The 21,048-nt window shown below is 40.9% G+C and carries 17 protein-coding genes and 1 other RNA gene; 3 read left to right on the top strand and 15 right to left on the bottom strand.

Going from position 1 to position 21,048, the window contains the following annotated elements; translation table 11 throughout:
- Window positions 1-6: 6 nt before the first annotated feature.
- Window positions 7-489 carry a DUF2975 domain-containing protein gene (locus tag BLO53_RS13435; protein ID WP_176757285.1) on the bottom strand — a complete coding sequence of 161 codons (483 nt, stop codon included), beginning with the start codon at window positions 487-489 and terminating at the stop codon, window positions 7-9.
- A 264-nt stretch (window positions 490-753) separates the two neighbouring features.
- On the opposite strand from BLO53_RS13435, the gene BLO53_RS19280 reads away from it, so the two are divergent.
- Window positions 754-921: a hypothetical protein gene (locus BLO53_RS19280; protein WP_176757284.1), complete on the top strand. Its 168-nt coding sequence runs from the start codon at window positions 754-756 to the stop codon at window positions 919-921.
- 31 nt (window positions 922-952) lie between these two features.
- On the opposite strand, the gene BLO53_RS13430 is transcribed toward BLO53_RS19280, so the two are convergent.
- The 13 genes from BLO53_RS13430 to rnpB all read right to left on the bottom strand — a co-directional run bounded on the left by BLO53_RS13430 (window position 953) and on the right by rnpB (window position 17,559).
- Window positions 953-2,899, bottom strand: a complete 1,947-nt coding sequence (locus BLO53_RS13430; RefSeq protein WP_092062646.1) for an asparagine synthase-related protein — start codon at window positions 2,897-2,899, stop codon at window positions 953-955.
- Window positions 2,900-2,911: 12 nt separating this feature from the next.
- Entirely contained in the window at window positions 2,912-3,808 is an 897-nt protein-coding gene (locus BLO53_RS13425; RefSeq protein WP_092062644.1) for a hypothetical protein, read from the bottom strand.
- Between the two features lie 178 nt (window positions 3,809-3,986).
- On the bottom strand, window positions 3,987-5,855 hold the full coding sequence (locus BLO53_RS13420; RefSeq protein ID WP_092062641.1) for a glycoside hydrolase family 35 protein: 1,869 nt from the start codon (window positions 5,853-5,855) through the stop codon (window positions 3,987-3,989).
- Between the two features lie 234 nt (window positions 5,856-6,089).
- Entirely contained in the window at window positions 6,090-7,724 is a 1,635-nt protein-coding gene (locus tag BLO53_RS13415; protein ID WP_092062638.1) for an ABC transporter substrate-binding protein, read from the bottom strand.
- 91 nt (window positions 7,725-7,815) lie between these two features.
- Complete coding sequence (locus BLO53_RS13410) at window positions 7,816-8,736, bottom strand: carbohydrate ABC transporter permease (protein ID WP_092062635.1); 921 nt, start codon at window positions 8,734-8,736, stop codon at window positions 7,816-7,818.
- 20 nt (window positions 8,737-8,756) lie between these two features.
- Window positions 8,757-9,713: an ABC transporter permease gene (locus BLO53_RS13405; protein WP_092062632.1), complete on the bottom strand. Its 957-nt coding sequence runs from the start codon at window positions 9,711-9,713 to the stop codon at window positions 8,757-8,759.
- A gap of 256 nt (window positions 9,714-9,969) precedes the next feature.
- Window positions 9,970-11,025 (bottom strand): LacI family DNA-binding transcriptional regulator, encoded by a 1,056-nt coding sequence (locus BLO53_RS13400; RefSeq protein ID WP_092062629.1) that lies wholly within the window; start codon window positions 11,023-11,025, stop codon window positions 9,970-9,972.
- Between the two features lie 69 nt (window positions 11,026-11,094).
- Window positions 11,095-12,390 carry an HD-GYP domain-containing protein gene (locus BLO53_RS13395; protein ID WP_092062626.1) on the bottom strand — a complete coding sequence of 432 codons (1,296 nt, stop codon included), beginning with the start codon at window positions 12,388-12,390 and terminating at the stop codon, window positions 11,095-11,097.
- Window positions 12,391-12,618: 228 nt separating this feature from the next.
- On the bottom strand, window positions 12,619-13,644 hold the full coding sequence (locus tag BLO53_RS13390; protein ID WP_026488266.1) for a sugar kinase: 1,026 nt from the start codon (window positions 13,642-13,644) through the stop codon (window positions 12,619-12,621).
- A gap of 210 nt (window positions 13,645-13,854) precedes the next feature.
- Entirely contained in the window at window positions 13,855-14,814 is a 960-nt protein-coding gene (locus BLO53_RS13385; RefSeq protein WP_026488265.1) for a bifunctional 4-hydroxy-2-oxoglutarate aldolase/2-dehydro-3-deoxy-phosphogluconate aldolase, read from the bottom strand.
- A 72-nt stretch (window positions 14,815-14,886) separates the two neighbouring features.
- Window positions 14,887-15,741 carry a gluconate 5-dehydrogenase gene (locus BLO53_RS13380; RefSeq protein ID WP_092062623.1) on the bottom strand — a complete coding sequence of 285 codons (855 nt, stop codon included), beginning with the start codon at window positions 15,739-15,741 and terminating at the stop codon, window positions 14,887-14,889.
- 358 nt (window positions 15,742-16,099) lie between these two features.
- A complete protein-coding gene (gene kduI, locus BLO53_RS13375; RefSeq protein ID WP_026488263.1) occupies window positions 16,100-16,963 on the bottom strand; it encodes a 5-dehydro-4-deoxy-D-glucuronate isomerase in 864 nt (287 codons plus the stop codon).
- A 247-nt stretch (window positions 16,964-17,210) separates the two neighbouring features.
- An RNA gene (gene rnpB / locus BLO53_RS13370) (RNase P RNA component class A) lies at window positions 17,211-17,559 on the bottom strand.
- Between the two features lie 181 nt (window positions 17,560-17,740).
- Between rnpB and BLO53_RS13365 the strand changes: the two genes are divergently transcribed.
- Together BLO53_RS13365 and BLO53_RS13360 are read left to right on the top strand one after the other, a co-directional pair.
- The gene (locus tag BLO53_RS13365) at window positions 17,741-18,292 is read left to right on the top strand and encodes a QueT transporter family protein (RefSeq protein WP_092062620.1); all 552 of its coding nucleotides are present in this window, start codon (window positions 17,741-17,743) and stop codon (window positions 18,290-18,292) included.
- Between the two features lie 159 nt (window positions 18,293-18,451).
- The gene (locus BLO53_RS13360) at window positions 18,452-19,903 is read left to right on the top strand and encodes a cell wall hydrolase (protein ID WP_176757283.1); all 1,452 of its coding nucleotides are present in this window, start codon (window positions 18,452-18,454) and stop codon (window positions 19,901-19,903) included.
- 784 nt (window positions 19,904-20,687) lie between these two features.
- Here the strand turns inward: BLO53_RS13360 and BLO53_RS13355 are convergent.
- Window positions 20,688-21,032 (bottom strand): hypothetical protein, encoded by a 345-nt coding sequence (locus BLO53_RS13355; protein ID WP_143003250.1) that lies wholly within the window; start codon window positions 21,030-21,032, stop codon window positions 20,688-20,690.
- Window positions 21,033-21,048 lie beyond the last annotated feature (16 nt).

The following is a 21,048-nucleotide window of genomic DNA, read 5'->3' as shown; positions in this document are numbered from 1 at the left end:
TCCTCCTCATACAGTAAGATCAAGTTCATCCTTCATGGCAACAGCTCTTGCAAAGGCATATCTAATGACACTTATTATTGGTGTCATAAAAGCTGCAGCCACAGTAATGACAAAAATCATGTATGTGCAGGTGATTCCAATCACAAATGTGATAAGGCAGGCAAGAAATACCAGATTACTAAGAAGTCCAAGCGCTCTCACGTTTTGCATAACGAAGACTTCTCCCAGCTCTATTCTGCAAACAAGCTTATACATTAGATACAAAAAGACAAAAAGAATAGTTGCAAGAATATAGCCTCCAATCAGCATTATCCAGTATCTATATGCATCTGGCACAAGGGGTGATGTCTTGGTCATAATAATATCCACAAGTTTCGGCCCTAATACACACATAACAACTGCCCCAAGGGTCAGAACAACTATAAATGCCTTGGTAGCTCCGACGCTAACAGCCTCTCCCACATTTAATGCCTTCTCATCTTTGTTCATAATACAAGCCTCCATACAACATTTTTTCTTTAGTTTTCTTTATTGTACGTACATCTTTATACTCCATAATATAACCCTGCTCAAATCGAAAGTCAATATATTTTTATTGTTATTCGATATATTTTTGTTGTTTATCAGCTTTGCATGTGCAAAAAGACTCAATTTATAACATTTTTGAAAGAATTGTTTACACAATTTAATTTTGCTGATATTATTTCATATATAAAACTTATATTATTAAGTTAATCTTTAAGGAGGGGAAATATGAAAGCGTGGAGTACACCTGTTATCGAAAGTCTTGAACTGGATCAGACTCAGAGTGGCGGACATGTAAGTCCAAGACATGACAATCATTGGATTACTATTAATGGTGAGCGTTATGAAGGTACATGGCCTGCAAGCGGTGAGCCAGTTGGTCCTGATGTAGACTAAAAAAATGAAGTATCAAAAAGAGAGCTGGTTTTTATACCAGGCTCTCTCTTTTTTTGCGCACGTTCTTCATAAAAATGCTGCAAGCCAGAATTTTTACCTTTCTGCGAATATTGTCTTCTGTAGTTTCTTCCTGCATTATAGCCCTTGCCTTATCAATATCAAAATATCTTGCAATATCCTTATCGATAAGGTTATCTTCTTTTTCTCCACCTGGAAGTCCAAAGCTCTTATATCTAAGGAGCGCATCGCCACTCTGCCTTCCTCTATGACGGCTGACAAGACGAATCTCATCAGGAATATAATCCTTCATGTATTCTCTTACAAGTCTCCTATCTTGCCCATCCCAGGCAAAACGCTCATAGGGAAGTTTTAAACATAGTTCCAGAATTCTCTTATCCCTTGTGGGGTCTCGCACAAGAACCCCTGTATCCAGGCTATCTTTTGTCTCATATAGTCCCATAAGCTGTAAAACAAATGTGGACACTACACTATTTTCAAACTGCTTTCTTGTAGAAATGCCATTTCCTTCTCGCTTCATAAGATCTTCCCAGGCTTTTCTAACTCCGTACTTATCAAGCAGTTCTTTTCTATAAGACTGATCCGTAACAATCTCATCAATAGTGATCATTCTTCTATCATCCTGAACTGCCTGGAAAAATCTCTTCAAATGACCCTTTCTGCTTATCTTTTTACGTTTGGCGTCAAGACAGACCTGGTTAAATGAAGTTACTATCCTGCCCTCGCTAAAGGCCCTGTAGGCGCTATTAAAGATGCTTCCATGTGAAATAGTATAGTTACCATGATTTCCGCATAAAAGTATCTTGCATCCATCAGCCCTGGCCTTTTCATAGGCCTCATACATCCAGACATGGTTAATAAGCGCCTTTCCAGGAAATTCCATGTAAGCAACATACTTTTTTATATTAGACAGCACGCTCTTTCCTTCGCAATCCATGAAAGTAGGCTTTATATTGTCATATCTTTTACAGAGAATCTTCACAAGACCTGACTCGTCATCAGTCCAGTAATTTCTGGGATTATCATAGTTCTTATCAAAGACCTTAAGAGGAATCGAAGTATAACTATAGAGCAGGCTATCGCCCCTATCCTTAAGTATTGTTGCTGCCATGCTGGCAACTGTCGTGGAATCAAGGCCACTACTAAGTAGCACTCCCACTTCTCCATCAGTTCTAAGTGTCCCCGCTACAGCCTTTTTAAAGGTTTCAATAAACATCTCTTTTGCCTGAGCATCAGTTATACTCTTATCTTCATGGATTTCAGAAATAGGATCGTAATACCTTATCCTTGTAGCCTTGGCCTTTCCTTGAGAAAGCTTAGCCTTCACACCGCAGCCATAGGGCAGTATAAAGACATTCTCAAAGGGGCTTAGACCCTCAAACAGATTAAGCACTGGGAAATCCATTGCCATGCAAGCACTCATCCACTTATCGCACACATCAATTTCAGGGCAGACATCGGTTATGCAGCTAGTCAATGTTCCAAAAAATATCTTATCCCCAGAAGCATAGTAGTGAACGCTCCTTGAAGAGATGTGGTCTGTAAAAAGATAAAACTCATTAGTATCTTTGTTGTAATTGGCAAAAGAAAAAGCGCCCAGAACATGGTCTCCAAACTTTTCGCCCCAGATCTTAAAGGCCAGATATAGAAGTCTTCCATCAGGGGTATCTTCTGACAGCCTCTCACCTGGCAGTTCTTTTCCAATCTCAGAGATAAGTTCTTCTCTGTTGTCCAGATAACAATCTGCTGTAAAAAAGTCAGGGCCCTCGCTAATGGGCAGCTTCTCTGCTCTATCCTGTTTAGTAATATACTGAAGGCCACAGCCCATATAGACATTGCCCTCAGAAAGCTCCATAACTTTATCAATTCTGTAGTTCTCAAGGCATTTGCTCATTCTAGAAGAAAGCGCCTTGTCTATCTCTTTTCCTGAAAGATCAACAACTCCCCAAATCGCTGACATAAATCCCCCAAACTATGCTATCTGCGTCTCAATATAATTTACAATCTCATTAAGTGTGTCTTTTTGTCTGTTTCGTGTTATCTGATGTATCCTGATATCCTTGGCAAATTCTATACACCGCAGTATATCCTCTGCCTCAAGCTTAAAAGCCTCGTTAAAAAACCAGTTTATAAATATAGCCTTGATGACAGCCTGTACCTTGCCTGCACCATCTATGTCCTTCATCTCTACTCTGTCCACCTGGCCAAGATCGATCCAAAACATGTGATCCACCTTACTTGGAGCGTCATAGAAAATGTCATTTCTTGGAATTTCGTACTTATTAAGGTCATACTTGACCTGATTAAGCCCTTCTGTGCAGATTCCATTCTTCTCTACCTGGTCTGCGCATAGCTTTTGCCCTGGGAAAGCCGGATATACATAGTACTGGCCGTTTTCCTTTTTGATCCCGGTAACATCATCTGCTATCAAAAGAGCTCCCCTCTTTATCAGCTCTGTAGATGTCGAAGATTTTCCGCTTCCGCTTCCTCCCGCCACGATAATTGTCTTGTCCTTTAGCCTAAGGCAGGCGCCGTGAAGCATTATCATTCCATGCAGCCATAAATAAATCGATAGGCACAGCCCTGATATGTACTGGGCCGCATCATCTATAGTTCCCCCATTATAGCCTTCAAAAGAAATATATTTATCATGGATCCAAAAGAGGCCAACACCTGTGTTAAACCACATTTCTTTTTCTCTGAAGCCGAACCTTTTGCCTTCATCAGCCAGCTTTTTTATGTCTCCTGTGATATGTCCGATTTGGACAACGATATCCGGATCAGATGTTTCATCTGCAGATAGAAACTGCGGAAACTCATAGTCCGAAACAAGAGTAAATCCGTATATTCTATAGTAGTATCTTCTCAAATCCCCCGTCCCCCACTATTTACGTATGTTTCACCACTTCAATATATCGTTTTTTCAAGGCTTTTACAAGAAAAAAGTCACAATAATTCAAATAAATAAACAGAAAGGTCAAGGAAACTAAACGCTTCCCTGACCTAAAAATGTCATTATACGATATGCGGTTATCATTTTACATTATTTAGCCGATATCTGGCTCATCCTTGAGCTCAATTGTATCTTTTACCTTGCCATCTGTCTCAAAGATGATGATCTCGTTCTCTCCATCCTTAAGAAGAGGTGCTGGAATATAAAGTCTCTTCTGAGGTCCGATTTCCCAGAATCTACCAATATTAAAGCCGTTGATAAATATAACACCCTTGCCCCATCCCTCAAAATCAAGGAATGTATCGCCCTTTTCAGTCACGTCAAAGGTAAAGCGGTAAAAGGCTGGAGTTCCCTCTTTGTAATCCTTGCTAAAATCAACCTTATCCACATTATCAAGAGGAAGTGTGTAGATATCCCAGTCATTGTGCATGTGGCCATTTACCTGTACGCAGCGGCCAATACCCTTTCTCTGAGTCTCCATTCTTGGTCCAAAGTTAACTCTTCCCATGTTCTCAACAAGGATATCAAATTTCTCGTTAAGACCTGTGAGGCATCCAGTAGAAAGACCTGCCTCGCCGATAGCTGCAGCTGCAGTCTCAGGAGTAAGACCTCTTTCCATCATAAACTTGCCGGCCAGCATCTGAGCTGGCTGTGAGCAGGCAAGGAACTTCTCCATAGGAATGTTGTGCTCCTGATCCAGTTCGTGGTCGTAAAGAGTGATAAGAGGATTCTCATCAACAAATACATTGGCTCTGTCTGCTGTCTCCCATAGCTTTAACTTGGCAATTCCTGCCTCAGAATGAAGCCTAGATCTGTACAGAATATATCCGTAGCTCTGATCAAGCTCCTCCATGTTAACTGTATATGGAAGGTGCACTGGTGTGCTCAGATCATCAACTACAGAGAAAAGAGATACCTTTTCCTTGCAGGAAAGTGTTCCGTAGCTCTTTCTCTTGATATCCATAGAAAACTTAACTTCAGGAATATCAACGTACTTGCTGATCACCTCTTTATACTTGTTGTATTTCTCTGTGATCTGACCATCCTCTGTCAGGATTCCGTCGTAATCATAACTTGTAACATCAGGTGTAAGCTCATCGTAGTAGTTTGAACCGTTCATGAATCCAAAGTTTGTACCACCCTGGAACATATAAATGCTGACATTTCCAAGTTCAAGCATCTTATCAAGATCAGCAGTACTCTGAACAAGATTTCCCTTCATATGGCCGCCATTTCCCCAGTGGTCAAACCAACCTACCCAGAACTCAGCACACATCAAAGGTCCGTTATTTGCATACTCTTTTATTACATTAAATCTATCTTCTGTCTTGGAACCAAAGTTACCTGTAGGATGAGCGCCCTCAGCAAATCCGCCTCTGTAACTCTCATGATATGGTCCATCAGATGTTATAAGCGGAACTGTTACGCCATATTTTACCATCAGGTCTCTCATAGCCTTCATGTACTCATGGTCGTTAGCATAGTATCCGTACTCATTTTCCACCTGCATAAGGATTATATTTCCGCCATTATCAATCTGATAAGGAGTGATCCTGGGCATAAGAACCTTATAATAGTCCTCTACTGCATCAAGGAATGGCTTGTAGCTTACTCTAAGGCGCATATTCCTATCTTTTAACAGCCATGCTGGAAGTCCGCCAAATTCCCACTCTGCACAGATATAAGGTGATGGTCTTATGATGATATAAAGGCCAAGCTCTGTGGCAGTCTTAATGAACTTCTCTATATCGCACATGCCTTCAAAGTTGAACTCACCCTTTTTAGGTTCTGTGAGATTCCATGGAATATAAGTCTCAACAGTATTGCAGCCAAGTGCCTTTAATTTCTCAAGTCTGTCTGTCCAATACTCCGGAACAGTCCTGAAATAATGAAAAGAACCAGAGATAACCTTAAATGGCTCTCCATTCAAATAAAAGGTATCCTTGATCTCAAATTTTCCCATTTCTTAAATTCTCCCTCTATTTAACCGAAACAAAGTGTTTTCTTTTGTTCTTATATAATATTTTTTTAACGGTAAAAAACATTATATAAAAACAGAAGACATTTGAAAACTATTTTTTAAAAATCCGTTTCCTATTCTAACTAGTAAAAGGGAATACTGCAAAGTCTCACAGTATTCCCTTTTTTCTAGTAGTTATGAACCACAAGGTTCATTGACTTCTCTTTTACCCACAGATTATTTGTAGAGTTCGTCGAACTGTCTCTGGAGCTCAGCTGTTACATCATTGATACCAGCCTTCTCAAGAGCTGCCTGATACTCAGCAACGATATCCTCAGCTGATCCCTGGTACTTACCAAATGCGATCTGCTTCATGTATGTTGTATGGATGTCGTTGATGTTCTCAATCTTGGACTGGATATCATCAACGTTAGGAACGAACTGTCCATATGGATAGTCGATCTTGATCTTGTCATACTCATCATAAAGAGCATTGATTGCATCCCAGTTAAGTGTTGAATCCTTGAGCTCGAGGTCGTCGTTACGTCCCCACCAATAGTTTGTTGTGATGCCGTCTCTGTTTCCGTCATAGCCTTCTGGGTTCTTTCTCATTCCATCAGCTGTAACTTCGTATGAAACGCCTTCTACACCGTAGTTGATAAGTCTGTAGCAATCAGGATCATTTCTAAGAAGATCATAAACCATAAGTGCTCTCTCAGGGTTCTTAGAAGCTGCAGATACAGCCATAGCACCGTGTGTGATTGAAAGAGCTACAAGGTTCTTTGTCTCTTCACCAAAGTAGAAGAAGCCTGACTCAGCCTTAGGATCATCATAGATTGTGTAGCCATCCTTGTGTGAGCAAAGGTCTGTCCATGTCTGTGTGTGGTGCTGCTCAGCTGCAACACGTCCGATCTTATAGTCTTCTCTGTTATCTGAAGCTGTGTTGTTGAGAACGTCTGTCTTCCAAACACCGATCTCATCCCACTCCTTCATCATCTTAGCAAATTCAACAAGTGAATCTGTATCTGTCATGTAAGGTGAATATACTGTGTAAAGGTCATCCTTTGTACCACCCCACATAGCGCCTGAGTTGATACCATCGATTGGCACATAGTTAGAATGTGATGTGATCCATCCGCCAACCATTGTAGCGTACTGTGTACCGTCTGAATCCCAAGGAATAACATCAGGATATGTCTCTTTTACATACTTAAAGTATGTTGTAAGGTCTTCCCAGCTGTGAACACCGTTTGCAAGACCAGCTTCCTTAGCCCAGTCAAGGCGGTATGTAAAGCCGTGGTTTGTCCACTGTGCGTAGTTATCTTCTGGCATAAGATAGATCTGTCCGTCGTATTTGCAAAGATCCCAGTGCTCAGGAGAAACTGATTCCCATGTCTTAGGTGCATATGTCTTGAGCATTTCCTCTGAAAGTGGAAGGAAAGCTCCGTTCTTGGCATTTGGCCATGCATCAAGCCAGTCAGATGCTGTACCAACAAGGTCTACAGTACCATCCATACGAGCAAGTGTTAAGTTGTAGTTTGAAAGATAATCTGTCCAGTCGATGTAGTAGATTTCAAGCTCAGCATTAACCTTCTCTGTAAGAATCTTGTTAAGCTGCTCAAGCATTTCATCTGTCTGGTTTCCTTCTGGAGCGCCACCAGTTGTCATGTAAGTGATCTTTACGTGCTCTGATGTGTCAATTGCAGGAGCTTCAGCTGTCTCTGTTCCAGCTGCCTCTGATGTCTCTGTCTCTGTCTTTGTCTCTGTTGCAGGTGCATCTGTGCCTGCTGGAGCGCTTGTAGATGAGCCACATGCTGCAAGTCCCATTACCATGCTTGCGCTAAGTAATGCTGCTAATACCTTTTTTTTCATTTTTATCCTCCTTTTTGATAAGAAAATGAATATTTGAACCCCTCCTCGGGATTGCTTACATATATGTTTTTTGCCGGTTTTTCTGGGATTCTCAGCCCTTTACGGCGCCGACTGTAATACCACCAATGAAATACTTCTGAACGAATGGGTACAGGAATACGATAGGGCCTGTAGCCATTACTGCTGTTGCCATTTTAAGTGACTCTGTAGGAACATCTGTAAGTGTGATGTACTGACCAGCGATTGAGTTCTTAAGTGACTGAACCTCGTTAACTACCTTATAAAGCTGGAACTGAAGTGGCTTAACAGCGATACGTGAACTCAGGAAAAGAGATGACTGATACCACTCATTCCAGTAACCAAGTGCAAGGAAAAGACCTATTGTAGCCAGCGCTGGCTTCAGCATTGGTAGGATGAGTCTTGTAAAGATCACCATATCTCCAGCTCCGTCAATCTTACCTGATTCAGTGATCTCATGAGGAATAGCCTTTACAAAGTTCTTCATAAGAATAATGAGCCAAGGTGACATAAGAAGTGGGAAAAATACTGCCAGGTAGCTGTCATTAAGTTTGTAAGTCTGTGTCATCAGAAGGTAGTATGGAGCAAGACCTGCTGAAAACAGTGATGTAAAGTAAATGTAGAAGGAAATTGCATTTCTAAGAGGGAAATCTTTTCTCTGAAGTGCATAACCTGTCATGGCAATGATCAAAAGTCCTACTACTGTTCCGCAAAGAGTAAGAGTAATTGTAAGTCCATAGCTCTTCCAGATCATTCCACCTCTCATGACCATCTCATAAGCTTTGGTAGTAAACTCCTTAGGAAAAAGCTGAACACCCTCAGCTCTGATAACTGATTCACTTGTAAAAGATGTACCTATAATGATCAAAAATGGAAATATGCAGGCAAGTGCATAAAGGGTGATCAGTATATATCCAAAAGTTCTGATAATAATATCAGATGCGCCAAGCTTGACCTTAACGCCTGTCATTTCAAAATTGTTATCTCTAGACATGTTCTCTGACCTCTCTTCTATTAGAATAATGAATAGTCTGGGTCAATCTTCTTAACAATGAAGTTGACTATCATGACCATAGCAAAACCAATGATTGACTGATACAATCCAACTGCAGAAGCGGTTGAGAAGTTGAAGTCTGTAATAGTTGCTCTATATACGTAAGTCTCAATAATATCCGTTGTAGGATAAAGAAGAGAGTTAGTACCGATAATGTTGTAGAACAGACCAAAGTTACCTTTTACGATTCCACCAAGTGCAAACAAAAGAAGAATTACGATTGTTGGCTTAAGTCCTGGAAGAATGATGTATCTGATCTTCTGGAAAGCATTAGCTCCATCAACCTTGGCTGCCTCAATGATTTCTGCATCGATACCACAGATAGCTGCAAAGTAAACAACTGAGTTGTAACCTGTCTGCTGCCATAAGTGAACAATTACCAGGATTACCGGCCAAACTGAAGGATCTGAATATGGTCCCCATTTCTCTCTGCCAAGAGATGAAAGAATCTCGTTAACAAAACCATAGTCATAGTTTAAAAGGTTATAAACAAGAATTCCTACAAGAACCTGTGAAATGAAGTATGGCAGGAACATCATTGTCTGTGAAACCTTTTTGAACATCTTGCTCTGCATCTCGTTAAGGAGAATAGCAACTAATATAGCAAGGAAATTACCTAAAAGGATAAATGCTATGTTATAAAGGATTGTATTTCTTGTGAGATCCCAAAGCTTACCTGACTCAGCAATAAACTGGAAATTCTTAAGTCCAACAAAAGGGCTTCCAAAAATACCCTTACCATAATTGTACTTAACAAATGCTACATATATGCCAGGCATTGGCATATAACTGAACATAAAGAAAAAGATTACTGCAGGTAAGCACATAAGCTCAAGTACTCTGTATCTCCACAGAGTTTCTAAAACTCCACGCTTTTTAACTACCTGAGTAGAAGATGATTTAGAAACTTTACTCATTGGAACCTCCCTAGTTACTCGCGATTGCTTTTAATTCTAAACACAGTCCCCGTATTGTGCATATTAACAACTTGCAACCGATTTCATACTATTATTTAATCATTAATGACCAACATACGTCAATGTCTTTTTTGAAACCGATTGCAGTTTTGTAGATAGTTAACAAAAAAGAGGATGTATTTATAGGTACATCCTCTTATATTTGTGAATAATGACAAATATTGTATACAAAGATACGATTTAACGATTTATAGTTTCAAAATGTTTCATTGATTCTACCTGTACTGTCTCTTATGACCAGCACCGGTTCAACCATCTGAAGGTCTTCTATCTCCTGGCCATTAGAAACTGCAACTGCAGTATCTATCAGCTTTTGACCGTATTTGTCGTAGTTATAATCAATGCTAGTAAGTTTAGGCGACATAAGATCAGCTATATATGTATTATCAAAGCTGACTACAGAAATATCCTCTGGAACCCGGAGGCCTTTTTCTCTTACACTTCTAAGAACACCGCTGGCAGCAAAATCGTTTATTGCAATTATTGCTGTGGGCCTGTCCTCCAGGGCAAGAATCTTATTAGTGGCATTATATCCCGTTTCAGGATCATACGAGCCATTAACTACGTAATCTCCATTCACCTTAATACCGTGATGTGCAAGATTTTCCTGGTATCTCTGGTATTTATAGAAAGTCGAAGCAACTCTCATTTCTCCGCCAACAAGAGCAATCTTCTTATGTCCAAGACCTATCAAATGATCCATAACAAGGTTCATGCCTTCTGCCTCATCGATTACAACTCTGTGAACAGGGGCTTTATCAAGCTTGCCAGTCACTATTACCGGAGTAGTATTGCAGACTTCTCTTACTTTTTTGGCATAAGCATCATCTGTTATAAGATCATCTACTCTTCCGCCCATCTGTATTATTGCATCCACCTTCTGCTGCATCAAAAGATCCAGCTGGGACTGCTCTCTTTCTTTTACCCCAAGGGAATTGGCAAGGCCTACACTATACCCAGCCTTCTCAGCCGCTATCTCGCAGGCCACAAAAAGCGCAGAATAATAAGGGTTCCTGACATCTGCTGCTATGATGCCAATAGTCTTGGTGGCAGTGTCTGAAAGCCCCTTGGCCAGCGCATTAGGCTTGAAATTATACTTATCAATTATACTCTGGATTCTGTCCTTCTTCTCCTTGCGGACGGAAGCACTTCCGTTTAGGACACGAGAAACAGTAGAAGCAGAAACTCCCGCTTCCTCTGCAATATCATAGATTGTAATAGTCTTACCGGCGTTCAGTCTATCGTTTTCCATAAAAAACTCCGTCTTGGGGACTGTCTGAAACCGATTTCAATTTCATATTACGAAATTTCATACATCATGTCAATACCCCATATATACTCCCGGGATATCATCTTCAGTAATGTGGAAACCAGCCTTTCCTTCATCGTTGTCTGCCGTTTCCATCTTAACCACATTAACATAGCCATCATTTATCATATCAACCATGTATTTGACTATATCCGGGTCAAACTGAGAGCCTGCGCCCTGTTGGATTTCTTCAATTATCTCGTCCTTATTAAGATGCCTTCTGTAGACACGGTTACTGGACATGGCATCGTAGGAGTCTGCAACACCAACGATCCTTGCATAAAGCGGAATGCTCTCTCCCTTAAGCCCTTCAGGATAACCGGTTCCATCATACCTTTCATGGTGATAAAGAGCGGTCTCTCTGATGCCACGGATAGACGATAGTTCTTTTAACATCTTGCCACCAGCAACGGTGTGATTCTGTATAAGGGCCCTCTCCTCATCAGATAGCTTTCCCGGCTTATTAAGGACTGCATCTGGTATGCTGATCTTTCCAGAATCGTGCAAAAGACCTGCATAGTAAATATTCTGCACCTCATCCTCCGAAAGACCCATTCTTTTTGCAATTTCAGCCGCATACATTGCAACTCTCTTAGAATGGCCTCTTGTATATGGATCCTTGGCATCTATGAAACTTATGAAGGTATTCATTGACTGCAAAATTATCCTTATATCATTCTGCTGCTTTTCCTTATAGTTTCTAAGATTGTACCTTGTGACCCAGTAGCCAACAAAGACTACAGCCCACACCATGACTGCAAGGATTATGATCATGCCCGTCATATTGCCACTGGCATCAATAACTTCATAGCCTATAAAGGTAAGAAAAGTGGGATTAAAGATTTCTTTTGTCTTTAGAGTAATATAAAAAACAATGAATTCACCAGGGTATAGCTCAAGATTATAAAACTCTGGAGATATCACAACATCATTACTTCCGATAGACTTGGCAGCGCCTACTTCTGCGCATCCAAGAACCATTGTCTTATCTGGAACAGGAAGTATCATCTTCCAATTAGCAACAGTATTATCACTCATGTTATAAAACTTAAACTCAAACTCTGTCTCATAGCCCCCGAGATTTTCCACCTCTGATATTTTAGTCATAGTTGTATAAACCTTCTCAGAAAGTTTGGATCCTGTAAGGCTCATCTCAGTTACATATTCAGTTCGTACATTATTACGTATGGCGATATTATTTACATAGTAGGCAGTTAGCAGCATTGTAAGCACCGCCAGAAACATCAATAATGCATTAATAGTCTTGTCGATTCTCATATTAGCATTTTTATTATTCCTATTAGGCACATTTCCACTTCTACATTATAGTTCATGCTAATATGGTAAATCAGTTATTAATCTATGATATTTTAATAAATAATTTGAGTAAGACTGATTGCAGAGAGTATTTTCAAAAATATTAGTTTCGTGCAGTAAAAAGAGCTAAAGAAATCCCATAGGGAAATCCTTAGCTCTTTATGCTCTAATTTTTTCTAAGTCGCAGATACAAGTCATACCTGCTATGCTGAAATCAAATTATCTCTGGATACGTCCTGATCCATCGCCACCAGCAAGCTTGTTAACTTCGTCAACAGTTACAAGGTTGAAGTCGCCTTCAATAGAGTGCTTGAGTGCAGATGCAGCAACAGCAAACTCGATTGTTGCCTGAGGATCAAAGTTGTTTACGCAGCTGTAGATAAGACCGCCTCCGAAGGAATCTCCGCCGCCAACACGGTCAACGATGTGAAGTGCATACTTCTTGGAGAAGTAAGCCTGTCCATCAGTGTAGAGCATAGCGCTCCAGTTGTTGTCATTTGCTGAGATAGACTCACGAAGTGTGATAGCAACCTTCTTGAATCCAAATCTCTCTGTAAGCTTCTGAGCAACTTCGATGTAGCCCTCTCTATTAAGCTTACCTGTTGTAACGTCTGTAGAAGAAGCTGCAATTCCGAATACATCAGAAGCGTCCTCTTCGTTAGCGATACATACATCAACATACTGACAAAGCTCAGCCATAACCTTTCCAGCCTTCTCCTTGCTCCAGAGTTTACCTCTGTAGTTAAGGTCGCAAGAAACTGTAAGACCGTGCTCTTTAGCCTTCTTACAAGCCTCAAGAGTGATAGCTGCAAGGTTGTCACTTACAGCTGGAGTAATTCCTGTGAAGTGGAACCACTCAGCGCCATCAAAGATCTCATCCCAGTCAAAATCAGCTGGAACAGCCTCAGCGATAGCTGAATGTGCTCTATCATAGATGCACTTTGAACCTCTCTGTGAAGCACCCTTCTCGTTGTAGTAGATACCTACACGATCGCCGCCTCTTGTGATCTTAGATGTATCAACACCATACTTTCTAAGAGAGTTAACAGCAGCCTGTCCAATCTCGTGCTTAGGAAGCTTTGTAACATATACAGAATCAAGACCATAGTTTGCAAGAGAAACAGATACGTTAGCCTCTCCGCCACCAAATGTAGCCTCAAGATGATCAACCTGAACGAATCTAAGGTAGTTATCAGGCTGAAGACGAAGCATAATTTCACCAAATGTAACAACTTTCTTTGACATAATAAAATCCTCTTTCTTATTCTTTCTAATAATATTCAATATGAGTGATATACGGATTGCTCCGTTCCACTCTCGCAATCCTACATACATTCGGAAATCGATATGTTCATTCCATTCACATATCTTTTTTCCTCATGTATGTTCGCATCCCGAGGTCATACATACATTTGTGTAAACACATGTATGTATGACTTCTGTCTGCTATATCACTCAATTCTTTACAAGATGAACAGCAAAACCGCCGAATTCATCTGCAAGGTAAGCAACCTTAAGATGGTTATCAGCATCATAGCTAAATGAAGTCTCATCAAACTTAACGCCCTGCTTGCCAAGGTGATATACTGCTCTGTCAACGTTATTTGTTCCGATAGCAATATGTCCATGTGTTCCACGTCCCTGTGACTTCATAACTTCTACAACAGAACCAGCAAATACGGATGAGTTACCAACCTTCTTGCCAAATCCAAAGAGATCAAACATCTCAGCTGTCTTCTCAGCAGCTGCTGCATCTGTCTCATTGATTCCTACGTGCTTCATTGTGAAGCCAAGCATAGCATTAACTGCGTCTCTAGTCATAGCTTCAATCTCATCAAACTTTCCAGCAGAAATGAGATCCTTCTTGACCATCCAGCTACCGCCGCAGCAGAATACCTTGTTGAATCCAAGGTAATCATTTAAGTTGTTCTTGTTAACGCCACCTGTAGGCATGAAGTGCATCTTGGTATAAGGTGCTGCCATAGCCTTGATCTTGGCAATACCACCATTCTGCTCAGCTGGGAAAAACTTAACGCAGTCAAGACCAAGCTCGATAGCCTGCTCAACTTCTCCAGGAGTAGCTGTACCAGGAACTACTGGTACTCCGATTGACTGGATGTACTCAACATTTGATCTGTTGAAGCCAGGGCTTACGATAAACTTAGCTCCAGCTGCCTTAGCACGATCAGCCTGTTCCTTATTAAGTACGGTACCAGCACCAACGATCATCTCAGGGAACTTCTCAGAAATAATTCTGATTGCTTCCTCTGCAGCAGCTGTACGGAATGTAACCTCAGCAGCTGGAAGTCCACCGTTAATAAGAGCCTGTGCAAGTGGCTCTGCATCCTTGGCATCGTCAATAGCGATAACTGGAACAATACCAATCTTATAAAGTTCTTCACAAATCTTATCCATTTTATTGCCTTTCTATGTATCTACATATATGTTTTGTTTCTAATATTCCTAAAAAATTTTATGCCTTAATTATTACTGAGCTGTGCTCTCATCTACATCAGCAAACTTTGAAGGATCAAGGTTGTTAGGATCCTGTCCGATGTAAGCTGAAATACCACCATCAATGTATACAACCTGTCCATTGATGAAATCAGAAGCAGGAGAAGCAAGGAATACTGCAAGTCCCATAAGGTCTTCTGTCTTGCCCCATCTCTGAGCTGGAGTCTTGGAACGGATGAATCTGTCGAAAGGATGCATCTCACCGTTAGGTCCTTTCTCACGAAGAGGAGCTGTCTGAGGTGTTGCGATGTAGCCAGGTCCAATAGCATTACACTGAATGTTGTACTGACCATACTCTGAGCAGATGTTTCTTGTAAGCATCTTAAGACCGCCCTTAGCAGCTGCATAAGCAGATACTGTCTCACGTCCAAACTCAGACATCATTGAACATGCGTTGATGATCTTACCTGATCCCTTTTTGATCATAGCTGGAAGAACAGCCTTAGAGCAGATGAATGGGCCTGTAAGGTCAACATCGATAACCTGCTGCCACTGATCAACTGACATCTCGATCATAGGGATTCTCTTGATGATACCTGCGTTGTTAACAAGGATATCGATTGTACCAACGTTAGCCTCAACATCAGCAACAAACTTCTGAACCTGATCTTCCTTAGTAACGTCGCAAACTGCGCCAAACGCATCAATACCAAGCTTCTTGTACTCAGCAAGTCCCTTGTCTACAAGTTCCTGGTTGATATCGTTGAAAACAACCTTAGCTCCGCTCTCAGCAAAAGCTACTGCATAAGCAAGTCCAAGTCCGTAAGAAGCACCTGTAACCCATGCAATCTTACCTTCAAGTGAAAAGTTCTTTAAAAAATCCTGCATTGTAATACCCTCCTAATTATCTCTTTGATATGTTAAATAATTATTCACACTACTTATACATTGATGTACGGATTGCTCCACACTTCGTGTTCTCTCAATCCTACATCCATCACTCTGTGTCTGTTCGCATCCTGAGGTCATGAATCCACAGGTGCAAGCACCTGTATTCATGACTTCCGTCTGCTATATCTTTCGTGATATACGCATGGCTCCACTTCGTTCTCGCCATGCTACATCCATTCGGAAATCGATATGCTCTTTTCATTCGCATATCTTTTTTCCTCATGTCTGTTCGCATCCTGAGGTCATGAATACAGGTGCAAGCACCTGTATTCATGACTTCCGTCTGCTATATCACTCACAATAAGTCTTGCATTGCGCAGTCATCCATGTCGTCGAAGTCCTGATTCTCTCCAACCATGCCCCAGATGAATGTGTAAGCCTGTGTGCCGCATCCTGAGTGAATTGACCAGCTAGGGCTGATAACAGCCTGTTCATTTCTCATGATGATGTGGCGTGTCTCCTGTGGCTCTCCCATGAAGTGCATAACGAATGCATCCTCAGGAATATCAAAGTAAAGATAAACTTCCATTCTGCGATCATGTGTATGGCATGGCATTGTATTCCATACGCTGCCTGGCTTAAGCTCAGTCATACCCATCTCGAGCTGACAAGTCTCTACCTGACCAGGAAGAATGTACTTGTTGATAACTCTGTGGTTTGCACCCTCAAGACTTCCAAGCTCCTTCTTGTTCTCGTCCTTGATGATAACGACACCCTCTTCTGGTGTGCCCTCTCTCTTGATAAGAACTGTAGGATATGTCTTGTGTGCTGGAGCACTGTTTATGTAGAACTTGGCAGGCTTACTGGAATCTACACTTGCAAAAGAGATATCTTTTGCTCCCATTCCAATGTACATACCCTGCTTGTACTCTACCTGATACTTCTTGCCATCAATAGTAATGACGCCAGCGCCTCCGATGTTGATAACTCCCATCTCTCTTCTCTGAAGGAAGTATTCTGCTCTAAGCTCATCTCCAGCTGTGAGCACAAGCTCTTTGTTAACAGGAACTGCAGAACCAGTTATGATTCTGTCGATGTGGCTGTAAACTAGCTTGATATCATCTGGCTGAAAAAGATCATCGATGAGAAACTCTTCTCTAAGTCTCTTAGTATCGTAGTACTTCTCATCTCTAGGTGAACATGCTGTTCTAAGTTCCATAGCCCTTCTCCTTTATATTTTAAAAAATTCATTTTCATTTCGCGCGAGTGCGCATCCATAGCAGAGCGCTTTTATATCATAGGAAATCCGAAGGAGTAACTTATGATACGAAAAAAACAAGAGCCAAATGAAATATTTCATTCGACTCTTGTATCATATCGTATTATATATTCTTTGTCAGTTCATTTTTGTAAAAAAATATTGCAAATCTTGTCTTTTTGTAAGTGCTTTCAATTTTTTTACATTTTTAATGAGTAGGACTGTAAGCCGGGTTATGTCGTGGATGATCATCTATCTAGGACTGCCGTCGCCGACAGCCTCAAGCGACCCACCTGAAAGCGAGCCGGGCCGACTCATAGCTTTCTATTCGGTCTTGCTTCGGATGGGGTTTACATGGCTACTGATGTTACCACCAGCACGGTAGTCTCTTACACTGCCTTTCCACCCTTACCTGATTAAATCAGGCGGTATCTCTCTGTTGCACTATCCTGGGAGTCACCTCCACCAGACGTTATCTGGCATCCTGCCCTATGAAGCCCGGACTTTCCTCTCCCATGCCCTTTCGTTTGCATGGCAGCGATCACCTGTCCTACTCATGTGTTCATTATAATAAGAACTAACCAAAATTACCACACATCAGAAAACTTTGCAATGATTAATTAGACAAAAAATTCGGGTCGTGCTATTATTTTTTGGTTGCTCAAATGGCAACACGCAAAAGAAACATGTCAGTTCGAAACCTTCCTGACACAAAACAAAACTAAAGGAGAATAAAATATGCGTAACAAAAAGGTACTATTCATCACTCAGTCTGCGGCTATCGCAGCTCTTTATGTAGTTCTTACACTACTTGCTAATGCCCTTGGTCTTGCCAACTATGCAATCCAGGTGCGTTTTTCCGAGGCACTTACTATTCTGCCTTACTTCACACCATCAGCAATTCCGGGATTATTTGTAGGTTGTATCGTTAGTAATATTCTAACAGGTTGTCACCCAATCGATACTGTTTTCGGTTCCCTGGCAACACTTGTTGGAGCTATCATAACTTACCTTGTCGCTCATGGCTTTAAAATGCCAGGCTCAGAGGGTTACAGATGCAAGAGCACTCTCAGAAAGTGGCTCTGCCCAATCCCACCAATCGTAGCCAACATAATAGTTGTTCCTCAGGTTATCAGATACTGCTATGGCTCTGAAGATTCAGTTTCATTTCTCATGCTCACTGTTGGAGCAGGTGAAATCATTTCCTGCATGATCCTGGGAATGATTCTTCTATATGCCCTTGAATCCAGAAATGTGGGCAACAAGATTTTTGGAACCTCAAACAATTAAGCTTATTCACAGACCATCTCCTCGGAGGTGGTCTTATTTTATAAAATATTGTAAGATATAGTTGTTAGTGTGCAGATGTCATATATTTAAGGGGAGCCTATGATAAAGAGGGGATTATCGGGGATCTTAATATTTGTGTTATGTTTCGAGGCCTTGTTTATGAATGTAAGGGCTGAGGAACTTGATGAAACACTTTCGACCATGCAACAGCAGGAAGCTGAAACCAAGGCCGCTATTTCTGACCTTGAAAAGCAGACCAAGGAAACAAAAGACGCTATCACCCAGCTCCAGGGCCAGCAACAGCAGACACAGCAAAACGTATCTGCACTTCAAAATCAAAGTTCTTCTCTTCAGAGTACCATCAATGGCTATACCAGCAAACTCACCACCTTAGATCAGGAAATATCAGAAGCAGAATCAGCAATGGCACAGGTTTCTTCAGAAATCGTCCAACTTGAAAAAGAGCTTCAGACTGCCAAAGCCCAGGAGAAAGACAGATACGAGCTTCTAAAGAAAAGGCTTCAGTCAACCTATGAAAATGGCGGTTCAAAAGGTCTTTTGCAGATTCTTCTAGTGTCAGGAACTTTAGAAGAATTCCTGACTAAATTTGAATACCTTGATGCCATAATTAGATATGATAAGCGCAAGATTGCGGAATATAAGGCTCTTCAGGATGCTATTTCTACAAAAAAGGCTGCCGTTGAGAAAAAAGAAGCCGAGCTTGACAAATACCAGGCTCAGCTCGACGAAAAGCATGATGAACTCGCTACTCTTACTGACAATGTAAAAAGTCAGTTAAGTTCAACAAATTCAAATCTAAACTCCGAAAAGAACAAGCTTGCTAATTTTGATCAGCAGTTAAAAGACCTGGATGCAAAAATGAAATCTCTTGAATCCCAGACTGCTGCAGCCCAGGCCAAACTTGCTCAGCAAATTGCAGAAAGGCTTGCTCTCACAAGAGAAGATACCTCTGGATCCTACGATGCCAGCGATGAAGAACTTGTGTGGCTTGCCGCCACTATCCAGGCGGAAGCTGGCGGTGAATCCTATACAGGAAAACTTGCTGTGGGATCAGTTATCATGAACAGAGTAAAAAGCTCTGCCTTTCCTAACACTATCGTTGCAGTTATCACCCAGAATCTTCAGTTTGCTTCCTATAGATCAGGAAAAGTGGATCTCATAATGTCAAATGGTCCAAACTCTACCTGTGTAAATGCAGCCAGAGAAGTCCTTGCCGGCGCTCGTGTTGGTGACTATCTCTTTTTTATGACTAAATACTGGGCAGATTACTATTGTATCAGTGAATATACAATGATCGGCAATCATGCTTTCTTTTACCGCTGGGTTACAACGCCCAAGCCTGCACCTGCTCCAGTTTCAGAAGAAGCTCCTGCAGATCAGTCAACTGAAGAGGCTACTTCCCCGGAAGAAACTCCTCAGCCAGCAGAGCCTGCTACTCCTGAGCCTCAACCTACTACTCCTGATGAAACTCCTGCACCAGAGCCCACTCCCACCCCAGAAGAAACTCCTCAGGATGAGCAGACTACACCTGAAGAAAGCCCTCAGCCAGAGGAGCCTGATCCTACTCCAGAAGATAATCCTCAGCCATAGGAAACTGATTCTACTCCTAAGGATATTTCTCAACCGCAGAAAACTCATCCTGCTCCCGAAGTAATCCTCAACCATGGCAAGAAGAAGCTCCACCGCACCTTTTCTTGACAATTTGTAAGGAGACGCTGCTTTTGAAACTCTAGCGCTAGGCGTAGCTTCTATTCCCAACAAATCCTTATCGCGAGATATACAGAATACATGGCATATTACTTACAAGCCTAATGAAATACCTTCTGCAGCAAGCGGTTAGATCATGCCTGTAATTGCTAATAGACACATAAATTGTTTCCACATTACATCTTTATTATAGTTTTTCTAAATCGGGATACGTTAAATTTTTGTCAATACGGTTATATTTTTAATTTAGAATTTCTAGTTGTAACAGTTAACATCAAAAGATCATTCTTCCACTTTATCTGAAGACTTTTTTACATCTGTTTTCCTATTATTTTAATAACAGTTGTAAAATCAATCACATTTTTTATTGCAAATCTATAAAACAACTTTTTTCATACATCTTTTATTGCAATTATAATTTTGTAGATGTAATCAAAAAAATCCGCTTCATCTTTTTTGATAAAAGAAGAAATATAGATGTAAATTCTACTATAAGCCTACCAATAAAGTGAGATTTGCAATTCTGCTGCTCACCTATCAGTAAAATGAGTTTTACGATTATTCTGTACGCCTATTAATATATTGAAATTAGCTATTCTTCTGTATACATGTTTTTCTGAAAAAAATTGTGATAATTGCCCACGCCTGCAGGAATCAGTAACTAACTCTACAATAAAAAATCTTTCACTTTCTTTTTTACTATTTTCATATCAAGTGGTCTCTCTAGCGTTTCCATCGTTATAACAAGTGAGTCTCCTAAAACTAATCCTACTTCTTCATAATCTAATAATTTATTAAAATTTACGGTTGCATAATCATCTTTATCCACAAGTCCAAGATGTTCCCAATATACGGTTCTATTCTTTCTGATATTTAATGCCACAAAATCCGGGCACACAGTTCTTCCATCCATAAGAAGTACTTCTGGCTCGTAGGTATATGGAATTTGATTTGCAAATAAGTAATCTGCAATCATTTTTTCCGATTTAGATCGAACCGCTTCGCCTTTCATAGTCAGAAACTCATGC

Origin of the sequence: Butyrivibrio sp. INlla14, from assembly GCF_900102515.1 — a bacterium.
In the GTDB taxonomy this organism is placed as follows: Bacteria; Bacillota; Clostridia; order Lachnospirales; family Lachnospiraceae; genus Butyrivibrio.
The sequence above is the reverse complement of the archived record's forward strand: the minus strand, read 5'-3'. Positions and strand labels throughout refer to the sequence as shown.